The sequence below is a fragment of the Methylocystis sp. SB2 genome, assembly GCF_049817085.1.
Classification (GTDB): domain Bacteria; phylum Pseudomonadota; class Alphaproteobacteria; order Rhizobiales; family Beijerinckiaceae; genus Methylocystis; species Methylocystis rosea.
Window position 1 is genome coordinate 1,817,666 of sequence record NZ_CP187401.1, and the last position, 19,302, is coordinate 1,836,967.

General features: G+C 61.9%; 20 protein-coding genes and 1 pseudogene. 10 read left to right on the forward strand and 11 right to left on the reverse strand.

What is annotated here, in order from left to right; genetic code table 11:
- Positions 1-268 precede the first annotated feature (268 nt).
- From ACPS74_RS08890 to ACPS74_RS08910, 5 genes are all read left to right on the forward strand, one after another.
- A complete protein-coding gene (locus ACPS74_RS08890; protein ID WP_029651692.1) occupies positions 269-1,954 on the forward strand; it encodes a lysine--tRNA ligase in 1,686 nt (561 codons plus the stop codon).
- The gene (locus ACPS74_RS08895; protein ID WP_029651691.1) at positions 1,954-2,502 is read left to right on the forward strand and encodes an RBBP9/YdeN family alpha/beta hydrolase; all 549 of its coding nucleotides are present in this window, start codon (positions 1,954-1,956) and stop codon (positions 2,500-2,502) included. Before ACPS74_RS08890 ends, ACPS74_RS08895 begins: the two co-directional genes overlap by 1 nt.
- 131 nt (positions 2,503-2,633) lie before the next feature.
- On the forward strand, positions 2,634-4,391 hold the full coding sequence (locus tag ACPS74_RS08900) for a di-heme-cytochrome C peroxidase (protein WP_029651690.1): 1,758 nt from the start codon (positions 2,634-2,636) through the stop codon (positions 4,389-4,391).
- 133 nt (positions 4,392-4,524) lie between these two features.
- On the forward strand, positions 4,525-5,196 hold the full coding sequence (locus ACPS74_RS08905; RefSeq protein ID WP_029651689.1) for a UdgX family uracil-DNA binding protein: 672 nt from the start codon (positions 4,525-4,527) through the stop codon (positions 5,194-5,196).
- A gap of 4 nt (positions 5,197-5,200) precedes the next feature.
- Entirely contained in the window at positions 5,201-6,307 is a 1,107-nt protein-coding gene (locus ACPS74_RS08910) for an alpha/beta hydrolase domain-containing protein (protein ID WP_239753754.1), read from the forward strand.
- On the opposite strand, the gene ACPS74_RS08915 is transcribed toward ACPS74_RS08910, so the two are convergent.
- The 5 genes from ACPS74_RS08915 to ACPS74_RS08935 form a co-directional block, all read right to left on the reverse strand.
- Complete coding sequence (locus ACPS74_RS08915; RefSeq protein ID WP_029651687.1) at positions 6,304-6,807, reverse strand: TspO/MBR family protein; 504 nt, start codon at positions 6,805-6,807, stop codon at positions 6,304-6,306. The genes ACPS74_RS08910 and ACPS74_RS08915 overlap by 4 nt on opposite strands.
- Positions 6,808-6,865: 58 nt before the next feature.
- Complete coding sequence (locus ACPS74_RS08920; protein ID WP_029651686.1) at positions 6,866-7,762, reverse strand: hypothetical protein; 897 nt, start codon at positions 7,760-7,762, stop codon at positions 6,866-6,868.
- Between the two features lie 134 nt (positions 7,763-7,896).
- On the reverse strand, positions 7,897-9,117 hold the full coding sequence (locus ACPS74_RS08925; protein ID WP_029651685.1) for an alpha/beta hydrolase: 1,221 nt from the start codon (positions 9,115-9,117) through the stop codon (positions 7,897-7,899).
- Between the two features lie 242 nt (positions 9,118-9,359).
- Positions 9,360-9,809 carry a host attachment protein gene (locus ACPS74_RS08930; RefSeq protein ID WP_029651684.1) on the reverse strand — a complete coding sequence of 150 codons (450 nt, stop codon included), beginning with the start codon at positions 9,807-9,809 and terminating at the stop codon, positions 9,360-9,362.
- Positions 9,810-10,021: 212 nt separating this feature from the next.
- Positions 10,022-10,330, reverse strand: a complete 309-nt coding sequence (locus tag ACPS74_RS08935) for a hypothetical protein (protein WP_244471439.1) — start codon at positions 10,328-10,330, stop codon at positions 10,022-10,024.
- A gap of 501 nt (positions 10,331-10,831) precedes the next feature.
- Between ACPS74_RS08935 and ACPS74_RS08940 the strand changes: the two genes are divergently transcribed.
- Complete coding sequence (locus ACPS74_RS08940; RefSeq protein ID WP_029651682.1) at positions 10,832-11,230, forward strand: carboxymuconolactone decarboxylase family protein; 399 nt, start codon at positions 10,832-10,834, stop codon at positions 11,228-11,230.
- A gap of 53 nt (positions 11,231-11,283) precedes the next feature.
- On the opposite strand, the gene ACPS74_RS08945 is transcribed toward ACPS74_RS08940, so the two are convergent.
- Entirely contained in the window at positions 11,284-11,640 is a 357-nt protein-coding gene (locus ACPS74_RS08945) for a DUF5615 family PIN-like protein (RefSeq protein WP_029651681.1), read from the reverse strand.
- Position 11,641: 1 nt separating this feature from the next.
- Positions 11,642-11,872: a DUF433 domain-containing protein gene (locus tag ACPS74_RS08950; protein WP_029651680.1), complete on the reverse strand. Its 231-nt coding sequence runs from the start codon at positions 11,870-11,872 to the stop codon at positions 11,642-11,644.
- 59 nt (positions 11,873-11,931) lie between these two features.
- Between ACPS74_RS08950 and ACPS74_RS08955 the strand changes: the two are divergent.
- From ACPS74_RS08955 to ACPS74_RS08965, 3 genes and pseudogenes are all read left to right on the forward strand, one after another.
- Positions 11,932-12,093 (forward strand): annotated as a pseudogene (locus ACPS74_RS08955) (carboxymuconolactone decarboxylase family protein); the annotation flags it as partial.
- 330 nt (positions 12,094-12,423) lie between these two features.
- Entirely contained in the window at positions 12,424-13,272 is an 849-nt protein-coding gene (locus ACPS74_RS08960; RefSeq protein WP_193392195.1) for an AIPR family protein, read from the forward strand.
- 78 nt (positions 13,273-13,350) lie between these two features.
- The gene (locus ACPS74_RS08965) at positions 13,351-13,968 is read left to right on the forward strand and encodes a hypothetical protein (protein WP_029651679.1); all 618 of its coding nucleotides are present in this window, start codon (positions 13,351-13,353) and stop codon (positions 13,966-13,968) included.
- A 9-nt stretch (positions 13,969-13,977) separates the two neighbouring features.
- Here ACPS74_RS08965 and ACPS74_RS08970 read toward each other — a convergent pair whose 3' ends face one another.
- From ACPS74_RS08970 to ACPS74_RS08980, 3 genes are all read right to left on the reverse strand, one after another.
- Entirely contained in the window at positions 13,978-15,606 is a 1,629-nt protein-coding gene (locus tag ACPS74_RS08970; RefSeq protein ID WP_029651678.1) for a CTP synthase, read from the reverse strand.
- A gap of 106 nt (positions 15,607-15,712) precedes the next feature.
- The gene (secG, locus tag ACPS74_RS08975) at positions 15,713-16,699 is read right to left on the reverse strand and encodes a preprotein translocase subunit SecG (protein ID WP_239753750.1); all 987 of its coding nucleotides are present in this window, start codon (positions 16,697-16,699) and stop codon (positions 15,713-15,715) included.
- 165 nt (positions 16,700-16,864) lie between these two features.
- Positions 16,865-17,341 (reverse strand): hypothetical protein, encoded by a 477-nt coding sequence (locus ACPS74_RS08980; protein ID WP_029651415.1) that lies wholly within the window; start codon positions 17,339-17,341, stop codon positions 16,865-16,867.
- Between the two features lie 247 nt (positions 17,342-17,588).
- On the opposite strand from ACPS74_RS08980, the gene leuB reads away from it, so the two are divergent.
- Positions 17,589-18,698, forward strand: coding sequence for a 3-isopropylmalate dehydrogenase (gene leuB, locus ACPS74_RS08985; RefSeq protein WP_029651416.1), 1,110 nt, complete (start codon positions 17,589-17,591; stop codon positions 18,696-18,698).
- Between the two features lie 17 nt (positions 18,699-18,715).
- Here leuB and folE read toward each other — a convergent pair whose 3' ends face one another.
- Complete coding sequence (gene folE, locus ACPS74_RS08990; RefSeq protein ID WP_029651417.1) at positions 18,716-19,288, reverse strand: GTP cyclohydrolase I FolE; 573 nt, start codon at positions 19,286-19,288, stop codon at positions 18,716-18,718.
- Positions 19,289-19,302: the final 14 nt, after the last annotated feature.

The window sequence follows — 19,302 nt, forward strand, 5'->3', positions numbered from 1 at the left end:
CCAAAGCCCCTTCGAAAGAAGGGCGCAAATACCTCCCCCTTGCGGGGAGGTCGCTCGCCGAAGGCGAGCGGGTGGGGGAGCTGCTCCGCGCTCTCGAGAAATCACCCCACCCGGTTCGCTTCGCGACCCCCTCCCCGTCAAGGGGAGGGAGTCGCGCCTCTTCTGCTTCAATCGGATTGTTTTGACACTGCTCCTTCCTCGTTGACGCCCCGAGCCCCTCTCCCTACTGTGCCGCGCTTCCCGCTACAGATTGGCCAGTTCGCACCCCATGTCCGCACCGCTCCTCTTGTCGCCCGAACTCGTCGAAGCCGCGCGCGTCTCGCCCGCCTGGCCGTTCGAGGAGGCGCGAAAGCTGGTCAAACGGGTCGAGGCGAGCGGCCAAAAGAGCGTGCTGTTCGAGACCGGCTACGGCCCGTCCGGCCTGCCGCATATCGGCACCTTCGGCGAGGTCGCCCGCACCAGCATGGTGCGCCGCGCCTTCGAGGTCATGACCGAGGGCAGGATCGCGACGCGCCTCCTCGCCTTCTCCGATGACCTCGACGGGCTGCGCAAGGTCCCCGACAACATCCCGAATAAAGAACTCGTCGCCGCCAATCTCGGCAAGCCCTTGACGCAGGTGCCGGACCCTTTCGGCACGCATTCGAGTTTCGGCGCGCATAATAATGCGCGGCTGCGCGCCTTCCTTGACGCCTTCGGCTTCGAATATGAATTCGCGTCGTCGACGGAATATTATCGGAGCGGACGCTTCGACGCCGCCTTGAAGCATATGCTCGCGCGCTACGACGCGGTGATGAAGATCATGCTGCCGAGCTTTCGCGAGGAGCGCGCGGCGACCTATTCGCCCTTCCTGCCGATCCATCCGAAGACCGGCATCGTTATGCAGGTCGCGCTGACAGGCTATGACGCAGAAGCGGGCACGATCTCCTGGACCGATCCCGACACGGGCGAGGCTTTCACCACGCCCGTCACCGGCGGCCATTGCAAGCTTCAGTGGAAGCCCGACTGGGCGATGCGCTGGTATGCGCTCGACGTCGATTACGAGATGGCCGGCAAGGACCTCATCGATTCGGTGAAACTGTCCGGCGCCATCGTGCGTGCGCTCGGCGGGCGCCCGCCGGAAGGCTTCAACTACGAACTCTTCCTCGACGAAAAGGGGCAGAAGATTTCGAAGTCTAAGGGCAATGGCCTGACGATCGAGGAATGGCTGACCTACGCCAGCCCCGAGAGCCTGGCGCAATTCATGTTTCAAAAGCCCACCGCGGCGAAGCGGCTTTATTTCGACGTGATCCCGCGCGCGGTCGACGACTATTTGAATTTTCTCGACGCCTATCCGCGCCAGGACTGGAAGAACCGCCTCGGCAATCCGGTCTGGCACATCCACGCCGGGGACCCGCCGCAGGCCGAGACGCTGGCGCATGAGGGCGACGCCAAGGGCGTGAGCGTCTCCTTCTCGATGCTGCTCAATCTCGCCGCCGTCGCCAACGCCGAAGACCCTGCCGTGCTTTGGGGCTTTCTGCGCCGTTATGCGCGATCCGCCACGCCCGAAAATCATCCGCGCCTCGACAAGCTGGTCGGCTACGCGGTCGCTTATTTTCGCGACTTCGTGAAGCCGGCGAAAACCTATCGCGCCGCCGACGAGGTCGAGCGCGAGGTGCTGCAAAAGATCGACGAAACGCTACAAGGCATGGAAGGCGCAACCGCGGAAGAGATACAGTCGGCGCTTTACGATGTCGGCCGCGCCGCGCCGCGCTACCAGGATTTTGCCGCCAAGGGCGCGACGCCGGAGCGTCCCGGCGTCTCCAACGACTTCTTCAACATGCTCTATGAGGTGCTACTTGGCGAGAAGAAGGGCCCGCGCTTTGGCTCCTTCATCGCGCTCTACGGCGTCGCCGAGACGCGCAAGCTGATCGAGGACGCGCTCAACGGCGCCTTTGTGGCGCGCGAAACCGCCTGATGCGCGCAGCCGACGCCGACATTCTCATCGTGCCGGGGTGGAGCGATTCCGGCCCCGAACATTGGCAGACGCGCTGGCAGGCGAAACTTTCGACAGCCCGACGCGTCACTCAGCGCGACTTCGAGAAGCCGATCCGCGCCGAATGGGAAGAGGCGATCGCGCAAGAGGTTCTCGCGAGCGCGCGGCCTGCGGTGATCGTCGCGCATTCGCTCGGCGTCATCGCCGCTCTGCATGCGGCGCAGCGCGTCGGCGACAAGATCGCCGGCGCCTTTCTTGTCGCGCCGCCCTCGGAGGCGGTGATCCGCGAGCTGCCGTCGGTCGATTCCGCCTTTCTGCCGATCCCGCGCGCGAAGCTCCCTTTCCCGGCGGCGATGGTCGGCAGCAGCGACGACCCTTACGCCGATCTGCTCTTTGCGCGCCAACTCGCGCAGGATATCGGCGCGCGCTTCATCGACGCCGGCGCCGCCGGACATATCAATGTCGACAGCGGCCACGGGCCATGGCCGGAAGGGTCGCTCGCCTTCGCCAATTTCATGGCGAAACTCTAAGCGCGTCATCAGTTCGGAGTATTGACACGCTATTGGCGATCGTCGACTCTGACGCAATGCGCTGTTCCCAGGCGTTTTTGCATCGGCGTTGACGCGATTTTGTAACGGCCGTTCATTGAGAAGATTGCAAGATGAGCATCACCAAGACATTCCGCTCCGCGGCGCTTAGTATCGCCATTCTGTTCGCAAGCGCACCGGCTTCGATGGCCTTGGAACGCGTCGAACAGCCCTCTTCCATTCCGGGCGCCGGCCCTTGGGACGAAAAGGCCTGGAACGACTTTTACCGTACGAGCCAAGGCTCCCGCCTCATCCCCTGGGACTGGATCAAAGCGCTCAAGCAGGCTGACGGCCAACCCTTTCTTGCGGATGGACTCGCGCGCTACGGCTATCTGGCCAACCCCGCGAGTCCGACGCCGGGGCTGCCGGTCGGCTTCGTCGTCGCCGATGGCGTCTTGGGGCCCAGCTGCGCCGCGTGCCATACGCGGCAGATCGAGGTCGAGGGCAAAGCCTATCGCATCGACGGCGGCCCGGCGCTCGCCGACATGGGCGCGCTTTGGGCCGATCTCGATACCGCCGTAGGCAAAGTACTCTCGGATGCGACGGGCTTTTCGGATTTCGCCAGGGCCGTTCTCGGAAGCGGCTACGATCCGCAAAAAGAGACCAAGCTGCGCGGCGAAGTCGATCTCTGGCATGCGCGCCACCACGCCATCACCGAGGTGGGCCTGCCCAAAGACAGGCCCTGGGGCGCCGGACGCATCGACGCCGTCGGCATGATCCTCAACCGCGTCACTGGCCTCGATATCGGCCCCGGCCCGACGCATATCATTTTGGGAAATATGCGGAAGGCGGACGCGCCGGTTCGCCCGCCGTTCCTGTGGAACGCGCCGCGGCAGGATCATACGCAGTGGCCGGGCTTCGCGGATAATGGCGACCGCATTCTGGCCATGGCCCGAAATGTCGGCCAGGTCTATGGCGTCTTCGGCGAATTCTTCCCGGAGAAAGACGCCAGCCATCTTCTGGGCTTCAATTACGTCAAAGCCAATTCGGTCGACTTCAAAGGGCTGATCGAATTGGAGCGGCTCGTCGAGCGGATCGGTCCGCCGAAATGGCCGTGGCCCGTGGACACGATGCTCGCTGCGCAAGGCAAGCTTATCTACCAGCGTCCCTATGAGGAGGGCGGTTGCGCCGATTGCCACGGGATCGACAAAGGACAGCCGCGTCTGCTCAATCCGGACACCTGGTGCACGCCCGTTCAGGACGTCGGCACCGACGCGCGCGAATATCAATATTTCGCGCCGGAGTGGAAGGTCGACACCGGCGCGCTGACCGGCGCCTTCATTCCTTTCGTATCCGAGCCGCTTGGCAGAACCGACGCGCCCGTTTCGGTGCTGGCGACCGCGGCGCGCGGCGCCATCCTGCAGCACTTCATTCCGGTCACCGTGAATACGGTCGAGCGTCAAAGGGCCGACGTGGCGCTGGCGATTCTGCAGCCTTTGATCGAAGAGCTGAAGGGCGTCTACAAGATTCCGGGCACGCCCGGCGCCGGGCGCTGGGCGTGCCGCCGCGCGCCCGAGACGCCGGGCAAACTCAAATTTGAAGCGCGCGTCCTCGAAGGCGTGTGGGCGGCGGCGCCCTATCTGCACAACGCTTCGGTTCCATCGCTCGCCGAGCTGTTGAAGCCGCCACAGGACCGCGCGGCCGACTTCAAGGTCGGGCCGGCCTATGACATCGCCGCTGTCGGCTTGGCCACGGAGCAGCCGAAGTCGACCTTCCTGATGAAAACGGACTGCAACAGAGGCTCAGGCGTCAGCCATTGCGGCCACGACTTCGGAACGGCGTTGAGCGAGACGGACAAGCGCGCCCTGCTCGAATATCTGAAGACGCTGTGATCGGGGCGTCTCGGGACGCGATGTCCCGAGACCCTTCCTAGGGACGTGACGCCTTTTTCCAAATTCTGCTTTTCCGCGCGGCGGGGTCGCCTATATCGACCTTCTTGGCGTCGCTTGCGGGTGGAAAGCACACGTGGAGAAATCCGAACTCGTTCTCCGGGCGAAGCCTTCGCCTGCAGTCGGCCTGTTCGCCGAAGCCCCTTCGCTTTCGGCGCTCGCTGAGCAAGAAGCCGGCTGCACGCGCTGCCCACTTTACAAAAGCGCCACTCAGGTGGTTCCCGGAGAAGGACCGCCGCGCGCCCGCGTGCTGCTGATCGGCGAGCAGCCAGGCGACGTGGAAGATGTGTCGGGGCGTCCCTTCGTCGGGCCTTCCGGCAAGCTCCTCGACATCGCGCTAGAGCGCGCCGGCGTCGCCCGCGACAAATGCTTCGTCACCAATGCCGTCAAACATTTCAAATTCGAGCCGCGCGGCAAGCGCCGCCTGCACAAGAAGCCCGACGCCGGCGAGATCGACGCCTGCCGCTGGTGGCTCGATCGCGAACGCGCGCTGCTTCGTCCCGGACTGATCGTGGCGCTCGGCGCGACCGCGATTCGCGGCGTGCTCGGCCGCTCGGAGACGGTGTCGCGTCTGCGCGGCGACATCATTGACCTCGATGACGGCGCGCAATTCCTGGCCACCGTTCACCCCTCCTCTCTGCTACGCTTGAAGGATGAATCGGATAAGCGCCAGGCGTGGCGGGGCTTCCTCGCCGATCTTCGCAAGATCGCGAGCTGGATCGAAAAGGACGCGCGCGCTTTGGACTAGGAGCGTGGCGCTGGTCCCGTCGCTGGCGCTCGTCGGCGCGGCGCATGCCGAACTGCTGAAATTCGAGACGCATCCCGAAGGCGCGAACGAGGCGGTTCACGCGACGGTGAAGTTCGACGGAACGTCTTACGACATCGCCGGAACGCTCGCGAAGCCGGCAAAGCCGCCAAGCGGCGCAAAGGCGCTTCTGCTCGAGACGCAACAGAGCGAGGACATGAAGCCGCTCGCGCTCGAACGCGGACTCGCCGTGCTGTCGCTCGATTTTGCGAAACTCCCCGACAAAGCTCGAGCGCAGGCCTTGCGCGATGTCCTCGGCCATCTTCGCGGCGCGCTCAAGATAAAGCGCGTGCTCGGACGCGCGCAGAGCTCGGACGCCGACGCAATGTCGGACGCCTCGTCCGCATTCGACGGATTGTTGCTCCATGACGCCAGCCGCGAGCCCGCCGGCACGACGCGCTTTATCGCGACCTGGGCCGCCGACGCCTATTGGCGCGAGAAACCGCGCATCGAATTTGCGAACGCCGCGCCGCCGAACGGTCGGCGCTTCTATCTCGCCGGAATCGCCTTTTCGACCACGGCGACAAATTGCGTCGCGCCGGTGAACGCGCGCCCCTCGGCCCCCGCGCTGCGGGCGCTGTTCGCCGCGCTCGACGAGTGGACGGCCAAGGGCGTCGCGCCGCCCGCCGCGCGCGCGCCGCTCGACGCCGATTTGGCGCCCGCGCAGGATCTGAAATGGCCGAAAATTCCCGGCTTGCCCGCGCCGCCTGAGGGCGCGCGCCGCGTCCCGAAAATCGACGCGGATGGCAATGAGGTTCCGGGCCTGCGGCTGCCCGACCTTGCGCTCCCTGTCGCCACCTTCACCGGCTTCAATACGCAAAAGGACAAGAAAGGATCGCTCTGTGTCGCGGGCGCGGCGATACCCTTCGCCGCGACGAAGGTTGATCGCGAAAAGAACGCCGACTCTCGTTCCGCGCTCGTCGAGCGCTATGGATCGCGCGCCTATTTCGTCGCGACCATGCGCGTCATCGCCGACAAGCTGGTCAAAGAGCGGTTGCTGCTGCAGCAGGACGCCGACGCCTATGTCGCCGCCGCGCGATCAGCGCCGTTCTAGCGATTGAGGATAAAAATCCCGGCGTTGAGATAGGTCGCGAAGGCCACCCAGAAGGCGGTTGGCGCTAGAAAATATCCCGCGACGCGATCAAGCCGAAAGAACAGGACGATCGTGGCGACGAGGAGCGCCGCCATCGGCAAAATAACGAGGAGTCCGAGCTGTGGGCTTCGCGCATGGAAAAAGGCGAAGGACCAAGCCGCGTTCAGAACGAGCTGCGCAAAAAACACAATGATCGCCGCGCGCCGGCCTGGCGTCGCCGGCTCGAGCCGAAGAATGCGGTAAAAGGCGTAGGCCATCAAAACGTAGAGGGTGGTCCACGCGGGGCCAAACACCCAATTTGGCGGATTCAGCGGCGCCTTGGCGAGCGTATCGTACCAAGGGATGTTCGGCGTCGTTGCGAAACTGCCGAGCACAGCAGCCATGAGCACCGGCGCCGCGGCGCCGACTCCAGCGGCGAGCCGCGACGGCCGCCGATCCGAAAAAGACGTCGAGCTGCTCATAGCGCCTCCTCGCGCCTGCTCACGCTGCGTCCCGCATATCGGGCGCAGCGCGGCGGCTTCAAGGCTGCTGCAGGGTCGGGAAAAAGACGGGCGTCGCGCCCACGCGAACGCTGTTCTGCGACGCGAACATGTCGTCCTTCAGCCAATTGGGCAGGTCGTCTTCGCGGTGGCGGCTGATGAGAGTCTTGTCGCTTTCGCCGAGATAAATGCGAATGCCGCCCCATACAGCCTTGTAATCATTCTCGCCCACGCGGCTTTCGATGAAGCCGGTGATCGCGGAATGGCCGAGATTCCAGATGAGCGCCTCGCCGCTAAGCGCGGCCGCATGCCGCCCTCCGACGTAACGATGGCCGACCGAGATTTTGACGTTGTAGGTCGGATAGACGCTGATATCGAACATGTCGAAGAAGCGCCCGCGCCGCGGCTGCCACTGATAGGCGAGATATCCCGGACCATAGCCCAGCGGCGTGAAGAAATGGCCCGAGCTCTCCTCATAGCCGGCGATGCTGGAGAGTGAGAACGGCCCATAGTAATAGGCGCTTTCAGCGCCGACGCGGAAACGCGTGTCGTCGAGACGCTTATCGTGAGCGATCGCGCCATAGCCGCCGAGGAGACCCACGCTTGGATCGCGCCAGAAGGCGTGTCCGGCGCCGCCGCTCACGAAGAAGCCGCGATGCGCCGCCGCGATCGCGTCGACCTGAAATCCAAAACGGTCGCCGACGGGGGCGATGATCGACCCCATCCCGCCGGCCGAGGCGTTGTTCAAGCGCGCGAAGCCCAGCCAGTCAGAGCCGCCGCCAAAACCTTCGAGCTTGCCGTTGACGCCGTCAACGGCGCGCTTGGGGCCGGGGTTTTCCGAGAGCGGAGCCTTCCACCAGGTCGGACCCTCGGCGCGCGCTGAAGACGCAGCGAGGGCGACCGCCAGAACGGCGAGAAGCTGACGCTTGTATGACATTGCTATTGAAGTCCCGTGGGTGATCGTCGCGAGCTGTCGACCCTAAAGGGCTTCAGCCTCGCTGGCTGTGACATTGCGGCAACAGCCCTCCAAAATAGGGCCACCAGACGCATCGAATTCACAGCTGTGTTAAATTAATATTGCGTATCAAGCTTTTGACCGGCGGCGCTTAGATGTTCGCTCAAATTCTCGCGCGTCGCCGGATCGACAATGGCGAAGGGCGCAGCGACCGCCGCCCCGGCCACGCCGCCGACCGCCGAAACCGCCCCCGCGGTCGCGATTCCAAGGTGATCCCCCAGGCCCGGCTGGCCGTCCCGGAGCGGCTGACCCTGCGCCAGCCTGGCCCCGATGGAACGCACGACCTGGGGAGAGGACGCGAACTTGCTATGCTCCAAAGGATCGCTGGTGGCGATGCCCGTCAGATCGACGACCTTCACCCGATCCCGGTCGAGGACCTCCTGATAGGGGGACGCCTTCGGATCAACGGCGCCCAGACGCGTATTGCCCCAGAAGCGGCGGGACGCCGCGAGCGCGTCGTCGTCGCGCGAGGCGAACAGCGTAAAGATCGAAGGTCGAACGCCGCCGATCTCGGCGATCTGACGCCGGAAGACGTCGAAATCGACGTCCGGCGAGGCGAGCATGACGTTCTGGATTTTCGATCCGATCTGGCCATTGCGGATCGCCATCTGGCGGAGCGCTTCCAGCGTCACCCAATTGCCCATCGAATGCGCCAGAATCGAGATCTCGCCGACGTCCCGGTCACGCTGCAGCGCCTGCAGCACGAGTTCCAAGGCGTCGCGCGAATAGCTGGCGCTCTCATGATCATAGCCATATTGCAGCAGCCGGCCGCGCGACGGCCAGGTGAACAGCACCGGCGTGACTTCGGCGCGCGAGTCGTGGACGATCTGCGCGAAGCGGTAGACCGCCTCCTCGAAACGCGTGTTGAAGCCGTGGACGAAGAGAAGCACCTGCCGCTTGGGCGTCTTGCGGATGCGGGCGTTGAAGTCCGCGAGCGCCGCCTCCCTGCTCAGCACCTCGGCGCGCACGGTGGCGAATTGGATGGCCGGGTTGGGAGTCGGCCCATCCGGCCACTGCACTTCCCCGACCGCGCGCGAGGCGTCTGGCGGGATCGAGACGGCGATATCGGCGAAATGAACGCCGTGTCCGCGTTCGCCCGAAAACATGACGCCGGGCTCGGAGTCATTGGGCTGCCGCGTGGTGACGACCAGAAGATCGACGACGCTGGCGCCGGGCGCAACCTGATGCGTCGCGACAAGCGTGCCGTGCGGCCGGCTTGAACAAGCGCTGAACGCGAGCGCCAGAAGCGCCGCCAAGATAATCCGCCCGCGCCCCATACGCCGCCTGTACTCAAGTGTTCATCCGCGGCGTCGCCGCTCAGGCGAAGCCAAACACGCTCCGTCCCTCATCATTGCGGCTCAAATGCGACGGTTTCGCGCGCTGTGCGCAGCCGCACTGATTTCTTGAGAGGAATGCGCCATTATGGCCACGCTCGCTGAAGAGGCGAGCGTCGGAGGCGGGGCTGGGACGAATCGCCTCCGACTGCGCAGGGGAAAGCCTCAAAACTTTCCCCTGCCTTTCAGCCGCGGGTCAGCGCCTTTTCAATATCCTTGAGCGGATGGCGCGTCAGGTCCTTGGCGAGTTCGCCAACAACCTTGCTTTGCGCCTTGACGGATAGCTCCTTGCGGATTTCGCCGAGCGCCTTTGGCGGCGCGATGATGGCGATGGCGTCCAATTCTCCTGATTCCGCCGCCTGATTGATGCGGTCCGCCATGGCGCGGGCGAAGCGCTCCTCCTCCAACTCATGCCAGTCGGTATTTTGCATGGCGCTTCGACCGGGCGAGAAGGACGTGAAGCTTCGGCCGGGACGATCCGTTCCCTGCTCATGCGTCGGCGGATTGTCGTCAACGCGCGTTTCGACGACGCGAAGGTCGAGGAGTTCGGCGTCGCCGTGATTTTGAAAAAACAGCGCCCGGCGGCCGTCTCCGACCAGGACCCAGGCGCCATTGCCGACGGAAAATTCGCTCATGATGCTCCCTCGCCTCCCAACGTCGCTCTCATCAATCTGGACGTCAGGCGAGGCCGCTCTCGGCTGCGGCGCGCGCAGCCGCGTCATGCGGGCGTCGTATCCTCGCGGGAGTTGGGGCACAAGCCCGACAGCCATTGCGCGCCCCTTTACGAAGAGCGCTCTAACGCAAGGATAGCGCGCGGCTGGGCGCGTTCAATGCGCGCTTCGCCGCATCACGCCGCGAGCTTTTCTTTCTTGTCGTACTCGACGGGCGCCCGCGTCATATCCCGCAGCGCGGCGTCTCGCGATTCCGCGCAGCCTTCCGCCTTTAAGGCCCTCGCCTGCAGGAGCGCGGCTTTGCGCTTGATCGCGCGCTCATTGAGCGCCCAGACCAGCCAGCAGACGCCGGCGATGCTGATGAGCGCCGTATAGGGTTCGCCAAAGGCGAAAGACTTGAGGAAGGAAAAGTCGGGGGCGCATTCCTTGGCGTATTCACACGCGTCCGACCAGTCCTGAAACCATTGTTTGACCGATTCCATCATGACCTCCTCGACGCCGCGCAGACAATTCGACGGGCGCGCGCCTCGCCGGTCGAATCGTGTAGCGCAGGTATGTGGCGAACATTGTGCGCTGCAGCATATCGCGCGTCAATTGGGCGCGGCTCGGTCAAATTGGCGCACCGCCTTGAAATGAGGCAGAAAACTCGGCAGCGGGACCAGCTGACGTCCTGCGTTTCTCTCCCTGTCATGCGCGCGTGTCGCAGGCCGCGAGAAGCAAAACACGCGCCATTGTCACAAGCCGTAAACACAGTGATTCAACGGGCGCGTGTGGGGTTTTTCTGACAAAAACGGAACGTCGACGCCGCAGGAGAGGAAAGATGCGAACAACGCTTGTCAAATTGATATTGCTTGCCGTGATCGCCTCGGCGCTTTCGGGCTGCGGCGTGAACTATCATATCAATCCGGGCCCTCGCACATGGCCCGCCGCCGCCAACCCTCCCAACAAATGACGTCTCGCTTCCCTCGCTCCAAACGGAAAGAATCATGGCCACGGTTCGACTGCTTGCCGACGAAGACCTCTCGCCCGAAGCGCAGGCCGTCTTCGCCGACATTCGCGCGACGCGCAAAAGCGATTTCGTCAATAATTTCTGGCGCGCGCTGGCGCATGATCCCGTGACGCTGAAGCGCACCTGGGAGAGCGTCAAGCAGGTGATGGGTCCGGGCGTGTTGGAGCCGAAGGTCAAGGAGATGATCTACATCGCCGTCTCCATCGCCCACGCCTGTCCCTATTGCATCCATTCGCACACGGCGAACGCCCGCGCGAAGGGCATGAGCGAAGAGGAATATCGCGAGTTGCTGGCGATCGTCGGCATGGCGTCGGAGACGAACCGTCTCGTCACCGCGCTCGGCGTGCCGATCGATGAGGAATATGAGGTGGGGTGAGTTGGGGCTATGACGTGCGGAAACCCCGCCAAAGGCCGCACAGTTCTCAACTGTCACATTTTCAGTTCTCGCATCCGTACCCGCCCCGGCTCGATGACGGAGAAATGCCCGATCCAGTCATCTCGCTCCGCGATCCGCGCCGCGAGCGTGTCGCCTACCGACGCAGCCGGCGGCGTCGGTAGGCGAAACAGGATGATTCCACATGATCGCGCCAAATCCGACCGCCAAGCCAGCTCACCGAAGTCCTTGTCGAAGGTGAGCAGAATTCGACGGTCCGCTGTGGCCATGGCAAGAACGGCTTTGTCGCTTGCGCCAGACGCCGTTTCGCAGACCCAGACCACATCATGACCGGCGCGACGCAAGGCGAACACGGCCTCGGCGGGAAAATTCTCATCGGCGAGAAAGCGCATGTCACGCGGCGCTAGGGTAGATTTTCTCCGACTTCAAGGCGTCTCGCGCATAAGCGAGGCAGGCCGAAATGTCTTCGCGCGAAAGCGTCGGGTAATTGCGCAGAATATCCGCCTCGGACCAGCCGTCGGCCATGAGCCCGATGACGAACTCGACTGAAAGCCGCGTCCCGCGCACCACCGGCTTGCCAGCAAGAACCTTCGGGTCGAGCACGATGAGAGGATGGTCCGTCATTGAGGCGATCTCCTTGCGCCAATATATACCGCCCAGGCTCAAATCACACCAACGCGCTCTGCTCCCTTTGCATCCATTCGCACACCGCCAACACCCGCGCGAAGGGCATGAGCGAAGAGGAATATCGCGAACTGCTGGCGATCGTCGGCATGGCCTCGGAGACGAACCGGCTTGTGACCGCGCTCGGCGTGCCGATCGATGAGGAATATGAGTTGGGGTGAGCGCTGCTGAAACAGCTCCTGTCCTCACTCGCCTGATTGTATTCTCACCGCGACATGCCCGCGCTTGTCGCCGACATTTACGTGATCGAATGAGACAGGATAGCGCCGCAGCCTTATGCGCTCAATACAGTCATGCGGTCCCGTGTGGCACATGACTCTATGGCACCAGTGAGGTATTTCTTGTGACCAATTATGCGCAGGACAGAGGACGATTATGAACAAAGACAACCTCAAATATTCTGAGTTAAAAAACTATTTTCGAAATATACGGTGAAAGGACGATCCGAATCCGCTTCGTTTCTAAATTGGTTTCTTGAAAATATTTATCGCTTGAACGATGTCGATGCCGATGACGCGATCTGCGACGAACGCAACGACAAGGGTATTGACGGCATCTATGTCGATGGGTCGGCGCAAGAAGTCCATATATTTCAAAGCAAAATTACACAAAAAGATGGACGAACTCTCGGCGACTCGGACATAAAATCCTTTGTCGGAGCATTAACTCAATTCAAAAGCGCTGAGTCTATCGACTTAATACTTTCAAGCAGCGCAAATACTGAGCTTAAAAAGGTTATAGCAAGGAATAACCTAAAGCAATTGATATCCAGTGGATATAAAGTTGTAGGCGTATTTATAGCTAATCAGGATCAAGACCATAATTGCCATGAATACCTTGAGCACACCGAAAATCTTATTGTTTATGATAGAGACAAAATTGTGTTGGAATATATAGATTTTGAGGCAGAAGAGGGCGTAAAGGGAAAATTTGAGTTCGATACGTCTTACTGTGGTTGTCTTGAGGTCGAAGGTGATGATGGTATCGAGATATTTCTATTTCCAGCAAAAGCCACTGAGCTTATAAAGCTCAGTGGAATTGAAGATACAACATTATTCAAGCAGAATGTCCGCCTTACTCTAGGAAACACATCAGTAAATAAGTCTATCGCGGCATCGATCACTGATAAGAAAGAGCACAAAAATTTTCCGCTGTATCATAACGGGATAACCTTGCTTTGCGGAGGGGCGGCTATTGACGCAGACGAAGGCAAACTAACGGTTGAAAACTTTGTTGTTGTAAATGGTGCCCAAAGTATATCCACTTTTTATAAGAATGCGTCACTACTTTCTGACGATCTTAGAGTGTTAACAAAAGTTATTTCTTTGAGAAATGAATAATTAGCTAGAAAAATCACTTTAGACAGCAAAAATCAGAATGCCATCAAAGCTAGTGATCTGCGATCGAACCACACTATTATGCTTAGGCTAAAATCTGAGTTCGATAAATATTTCCAGGCTTATTCGTTTGAAATAAAACGTGGTGAGAAAACCGCCGATGGCCGAGAGGCGATAACTAATGAGTTTGCTGGTCGCTTACTAATGGCTTTCGACCTAGACGAGCCTCATTCGTGCCATCAAGTCTACAAGGTCTTTGACGAAAAGTACGCTGGTATATTTGGAAGACAAGAAGTTACGGCGGCGCGTATCGTTTTTCTTGTTGAGCTATTCAATATAATATCTGACAAGATAATAGAATTAAGAAATGAACATATGGCAGGCTATGCGCTTACTCGATTTTTTATACTAAATGTAATCCTGCATATCATTGATAAGTTTCCAGATGCGAGAAGAATTATATCAAATAAGGATGAAATGGCGTCTGAAGCAAATAGAGCGCTACCACTTAGTCAGGTACCCGACGTAATACATGACATTATTATTGATTTTAACTACGAGATCGAAGAAGATGGCACCACATTGGATTATAAGTCGGATTTAAAAAGTCCTGCTCGCGTTCTGGCTTGGCGGAATAGGCTGTTGAGCAGCTATGAAAAAGATTTAAAAAAGGGCAAGGCGACAAAATTTGGTCGCTGACGTGTCCAATCACACCAACCGGCTCTGCGCCTTCGCCGCCGCAATAAAACTCGCGAACAGCGGATGCGGCTCGAAGGGGCGCGACTTCAATTCGGGGTGATATTGCACGCCGATGAACCAGGGGTGGCCCGGGATTTCGACCGTCTCGGGCAAGAGGCCGTCGGGCGAAGAGCCCGCAAACAACAGCCCGCAGTCCTCTAAGCGTTCGCGATAGGCGAAATTCACCTCATAGCGATGGCGGTGGCGCTCGGAGATCTCCGTCGCGCCGTAAATGCCGGCGATGCGCGAATCCGGCTTCAACAGCGCCGGAAAAGCGCCAAGCCGCATGGTGCCGCCGAGACCCTCGCCGACGCCGCGCTTTTCGAGTTCATTGCCCTTGAGCCATTCGGTCATCAGGCCGACGACCGGCTCGGCGCAGGGGCCGAACTCGGTCGAATTCGCCTTCTCAATACCGGCGAGCGCGCGGGCGGCCTCGATCACCGCCATCTGCATGCCAAAGCAGATGCCGAAATAGGGCACGCCGCGCTCGCGCGCGAAACGCGCCGCCAGAATCTTGCCCTCGGCGCCGCGCTGGCCGAAGCCGCCGGGCACGAGAATGCCGTGCACATGTTCAAGATGCGCGGCGGGATCGGCGCTCTCGAAAATCTCCGATTCGATCCAGTCGAGATTGACCTTCACGCGGTTCGCCAGCCCGCCATGCGCCAGCGCCTCGATGAGGCTCTTATAGGCGTCCTTCATCTCGGTGTATTTGCCCACCACCGCGATGGTGACTTCGCCCTCGGGATTGTTGATGCGCTGCGTCACCGCGTTCCAGCGGCTCATGTCGGGCTTGGGCGCCGGTTCGATGCCGAAGGCGGCGAGCACCTGCGCGTCGAGCCCCGCCGCGTGATAGGCGCGCGGCACGTCATAGATGTTGGCGGCGTCGCGCGCCTCGATCACCGCCTGTTCGCGCACATTGCAGAAGAGTCCGAGCTTGCGGCGCTCCTCGCGCGGAATCTCGCGGTCGGTGCGGCAGAGCAGAATGTCGGGCTGAATGCCGATCGAGCGCAGCTCCTTGACCGAATGCTGCGTCGGCTTGGTCTTCAACTCGCCGGCGCTGGGAATGTAAGGCAGCAGCGTCAAATGGATATAGATGCAGTGATGCGGCGGCAGATCGTTCTTGAGCTGGCGGATCGCCTCGAAGAACGGCAGGCCCTCGATGTCGCCGACCGTGCCGCCGATCTCGATCAGCGCGAAATCGACGTTCTCATTGCCATCGACGACGAACTCCTTGATGGCGTTGGTCACATGCGGAATGACCTGGATCGTCGCGCCGAGATAATCGCCGCGCCGCTCCTTGCTGATGATGTCCTGGTAGATGCGGCCCGTTGTGACGTTATCCTGCTTCGAGGCCGGGCGGCCGGTGAAGCGCTCATAATGTCCAAGGTCGAGATCGGTCTCCGCGCCGTCGTCGGTGACGAAGACCTCGCCGTGCTGATAGGGCGACATCGTGCCCGGATCGACATTGAGATAGGGATCGAGCTTGCGCAGCCGGACCGTATAGCCGCGCGCCTGCAACAGCGCGCCGAGCACCGCCGACGCCAAACCCTTGCCAAGAGAGGAGACCACGCCGCCGGTGATGAAGATGTACCGCGCCATGGGACCTAACGCCTAACGCCTTTCCAGCGATTCTAATAGCGGATTCTATCGGGCCGGGGGCGGTTGCCCCCAGCCAAGATCAATCGGATGGCGGATTTGACGCCCGCTACTGGGTCGGGGCTTTCCAGATCGTCGAAGGCGCGGGCTTGGTTTCCGGCGCGGCGGGCTTCGGAGCTTCCGCAGCCGGAGCCGGCGCAGCCGGCGCGGCTGGAGCCTCCGTCTTCGGCGCTTCCCACTTCAAGCCGTCACTCTTCGAGGCGTCGGGCTTCGGCGCTTCGGCGGCGGGCGCAACCGCTTCAAGCTTCGGAGCTTCCGCCTTGGGGGCTTCGGCAGGCGGCGCGACGGGCTTGGGGGCTTCCGCGGCCGGGGCCAGCGGAGCCGCCGTCGCCGGGGCCTCCGTCTTCGGCGCTTCCCACTTCAAGCCGTCAGTCTTCGGGGCGTCAGGCTTCGAGGCGTCAGGCTTTGGCGCTTCGGCGGCCGGCGGCGCTGCGGGCGCAATCGCTTCAGGCTTGGGGACATCCGCCTTGGGAGCTTCGGCAGGCGGCGCGACGGGCTTCGGCGCTTCAGCGGCCGGAGCCTGCGGAGCGGGCTCCTGCGACGGGCGCAGCGCCGGCGCTTCGGCGGCGGGCGGAGTTGCCGCTGGCGGGGTTGCGGCCGGCGGCGGTGCGGCGGCCGGCGGCGCCTCTACGGGCGCGCTCTGCTGGCGCTTCTGCTGGGCGCGCTGGAGCTGCTCGAAAATGCTGTCCTTGCCGGGTTCGGGCGCCGTTTCAGGCGCGGCCTGCCCGCTCTTGCCTTGGGTCTTGGGAAGCTCCTTGATCTGGATCGATGCTGGATCAAGCGCCTTGGTCCAGTCGTCGCCGCCTTCGCTGCGCCGTTCCCAGGCCGGCAGCACGGTCAGCGCGATGCTGGTGATAAAGAAGATCGTCGCGAGGATGCCCGTGGCGCGGGTGAGCGCATTGGCCTGGCCGCGGCCGGTGAAAACGCCGCTGCCGCCGCCCATGCCGAGCGCGCCGCCCTCCGACTTTTGATAAAGCACCAGAATGACGAGCGCCGTCACCACCATCAGGTGGATCGCGATAATGACCTGCTGCATGTGCACCCTTCCAGCCGCGCCTGAGCCGAGCTCGACGCGCAATCGTTGGGCGCCTTTTACACCAAGCGCCGCGCGCGCGGAAGGGGATAAGACCGTGCGATCAGCCGCCTAAACGAAGAATCGCGAGCCTGGCGGCCCGCGATCAATTAGAGACTCGAACGCCGCTCAATAAAAATTGCCGTCCTGGCCCTTCCACTTCGAGCCTTCTTCGTCGAATCGCGTCTCGTCGCTGAAGTCGATGACCCTGCCCGGCTCGATATATTGCTTGTCTTTGATCATCTGGTTCTGGATCGTCGTGGAATAATAGCTCGTGTTATCGGAGCAGCCGGGCTTCGCGCCGCCCTCCGGCTTGCACTCGAGATTGGCGCCCTTGGGGAAGCGCACTTTCGCCGTGTAGTAGAACTCATAGCCGGCGTGACCGGCCCCTTCGACGTCGAGCGGCCAGAAGCGCGTGACCTTGAAGTCCTCGATCACGACGTCCTTGTCGAATTTCTTCTTGATGAGATTTTCAAAGACCTGCTTCGCGTGCTCGGGCTTGGGCTCGCAATTGACGAGGCAGAAAGCCTTGGCGGGCGCCGCGCCGGCGAGGGCGCCGAACAGGCTAAGCGCCATGATATGCACGATGGTTTTGTAGCTCTTCATCTCAAGCGTCTCCCAACTGCGCAGAGCCTGCGCATCGCTTCCCGCGGACGTCGCTCATTGATTGACGCGTCTCGCGCGAAGCCCCCTTGCGTTTGACATTTTTCAAGCTGCACGGCTTAACGCGCTGCGGCAAGGGCGGCGCGGCAGGCGAATTGTCGCACGACAAAATGAAATTTCGTGCGGTTGCGTCGCCTTGTCGCGCGCTCTATTCACGACGCGAGTTTCAAAGCCGACGACGAGGCATTCAATGGCCATATACAAGCTTCTGCTCCTGCCGGGCGACGGCATCGGACCGGAAATTTCCGCCGAGGCCGAAAAGGTTCTCGCCGTTCTGAACGAAGCGGGCGTCGCCAGCTTCGAGGTCGAGCGGGGACTCGTCGGCGGCGCCGCCTATGACGCGCATAAGCAAGCGATCAGCGAAGATGACATGAAGCGCGCGCATGAGGCCGACGCCGTGCTGCTCGCCGCCGTCGGCGGGCCGAAATGGGACGGCGTGCCTTATGACGTGCGGCCCGAAGCCGGCCTTCTGCGCCTGCGCAAGGACTTGGGGCTTTTCGCCAATCTGCGTCCGGCGATCTGCTATCCGGCGCTGGCCGACGCCTCTTCCCTGAAACGCGAGATCGTCGACGGCCTCGACATCATGATCGTGCGCGAATTGACGGGCGGCGTCTATTTCGGCGAGCCCAAGGAGATCACCGATCTCGGCAATGGCCAGAAACGCGCCGTCGATACGCAGGTCTACGAGACCTATGAGATCGAGCGCATCGGTCGGGTCGCTTTCGAGCTGGCGCGCAAGCGCGGCAACAAGGTGACCTCCTCCGAAAAATCGAATGTGATGAAGTCGGGCTATCTGTGGCGCGAAGTGATCACCGCGCTGCATAAGCGCGAATATGCCGACGTGACGCTCGAACATATGCTCGCCGACGCGCTCGGCATGCAGCTCGTGCGCTGGCCCAAGCAGTTCGACGTGATCGTCACCGACAATCTCTTCGGCGACATGCTGTCCGATGAAGCCGCGATGCTCACCGGCTCGCTCGGCATGTTGCCGTCGGCCTCGCTCGGCGCAGCGGATGAACAGGGCAAGCGCCATGCGATGTATGAGCCCTGCCACGGTTCGGCGCCCGACATCGCCGGCAAGGGCATCGCCAATCCGATCGCCATGATCGGTTCGCTCGGCATGGCCCTGCGTTACAGCTTCGATCTGCCGAAGTCGGCCGACGCCATCGACGCGGCGATCGCCAATGTGCTGGCGAAGGGTTTGCGCACGGCCGACATCAAGGGCGACGCGCCCTCGACCGTCTCAACGAAAGAGATGGGCGACGCCATCGTCGCGGAGCTGAAGAAGGCGCTGTCCTAGAACAGGCACCGCGCGATTTACTTCCCGTGCACCATGCCGAGGAATTCCTCGCGGGTGCGCGGGTCGTCGCGGATGACGCCCAATAGGCGGCTCGTCGTCAAGAGCGAGCCGGTTGTGTTGACGCCGCGCAGCGTCATGCAGCTGTGCTCCGCCTCGATGACGACGCCGACGCCCTGCGGCTCCAGAATATCCTGGATCGCTTCGGCGATCTCGGCGGTGAGCTTTTCCTGAATCTGCAGCCTTCGCGCGAAGCCATGCACGACGCGCGCGAGCTTGGAGATGCCGACCACGCGGTTGCTCGGCAGATAGCCGACATGCGCGCGCCCGGTCACCGGCAACATGTGGTGCTCGCAGAAGCTGACGACGCGGATGTCCTTGAGGACCACGAGCTCGTCATAGCCGCCGACCTCGTCGAAGGTGCGCTTGAGGTAGTCGCGCGGATCGACTTCATAGCCCGCGAAAAGCTCGCGGTAGGAGCGCGCCACACGCTCCGGCGTGTCGATCAGACCCTCGCGACTAGGATCGTCTCCCGCCCATTCGATGAGAACCCGCACGGCCGCCTCTGCGTCAGCTTGAGTGGGTTTGGCCATGCCTTCAGCTCTCC

Excerpts from the sequence above, each read along its gene's own strand:
- ACPS74_RS08890 (WP_029651692.1), top strand. The coding sequence starts at position 269 with ATGTCCGCACCGCTCCTCTTGTCGCCCGAACTCGTCGAAGCCGCGCGC.
- ACPS74_RS08895 (WP_029651691.1), top strand. The coding sequence starts at position 1,954 with ATGCGCGCAGCCGACGCCGACATTCTCATCGTGCCGGGGTGGAGCGAT.
- ACPS74_RS08900 (WP_029651690.1), top strand. The coding sequence starts at position 2,634 with ATGAGCATCACCAAGACATTCCGCTCCGCGGCGCTTAGTATCGCCATT.
- ACPS74_RS08915 (WP_029651687.1), bottom strand. The coding sequence starts at position 6,807 with ATGAGCAGCTCGACGTCTTTTTCGGATCGGCGGCCGTCGCGGCTCGCC.
- ACPS74_RS08920 (WP_029651686.1), bottom strand. The coding sequence starts at position 7,762 with ATGTCATACAAGCGTCAGCTTCTCGCCGTTCTGGCGGTCGCCCTCGCT.
- ACPS74_RS08925 (WP_029651685.1), bottom strand. The coding sequence starts at position 9,117 with ATGGGGCGCGGGCGGATTATCTTGGCGGCGCTTCTGGCGCTCGCGTTC.
- ACPS74_RS08930 (WP_029651684.1), bottom strand. The coding sequence starts at position 9,809 with ATGAGCGAATTTTCCGTCGGCAATGGCGCCTGGGTCCTGGTCGGAGAC.
- ACPS74_RS08935 (WP_244471439.1), bottom strand. The coding sequence starts at position 10,330 with ATGATGGAATCGGTCAAACAATGGTTTCAGGACTGGTCGGACGCGTGT.
- ACPS74_RS08940 (WP_029651682.1), top strand. The coding sequence starts at position 10,832 with ATGGCCACGGTTCGACTGCTTGCCGACGAAGACCTCTCGCCCGAAGCG.
- ACPS74_RS08945 (WP_029651681.1), bottom strand. The coding sequence starts at position 11,640 with ATGCGCTTTCTCGCCGATGAGAATTTTCCCGCCGAGGCCGTGTTCGCC.
- ACPS74_RS08950 (WP_029651680.1), bottom strand. The coding sequence starts at position 11,872 with ATGACGGACCATCCTCTCATCGTGCTCGACCCGAAGGTTCTTGCTGGC.
- ACPS74_RS08965 (WP_029651679.1), top strand. The coding sequence starts at position 13,351 with ATGCTTAGGCTAAAATCTGAGTTCGATAAATATTTCCAGGCTTATTCG.
- ACPS74_RS08970 (WP_029651678.1), bottom strand. The coding sequence starts at position 15,606 with ATGGCGCGGTACATCTTCATCACCGGCGGCGTGGTCTCCTCTCTTGGC.
- secG (WP_239753750.1), bottom strand. The coding sequence starts at position 16,699 with ATGCAGCAGGTCATTATCGCGATCCACCTGATGGTGGTGACGGCGCTC.
- ACPS74_RS08980 (WP_029651415.1), bottom strand. The coding sequence starts at position 17,341 with ATGAAGAGCTACAAAACCATCGTGCATATCATGGCGCTTAGCCTGTTC.
- leuB (WP_029651416.1), top strand. The coding sequence starts at position 17,589 with ATGGCCATATACAAGCTTCTGCTCCTGCCGGGCGACGGCATCGGACCG.
- folE (WP_029651417.1), bottom strand. The coding sequence starts at position 19,288 with ATGGCCAAACCCACTCAAGCTGACGCAGAGGCGGCCGTGCGGGTTCTC.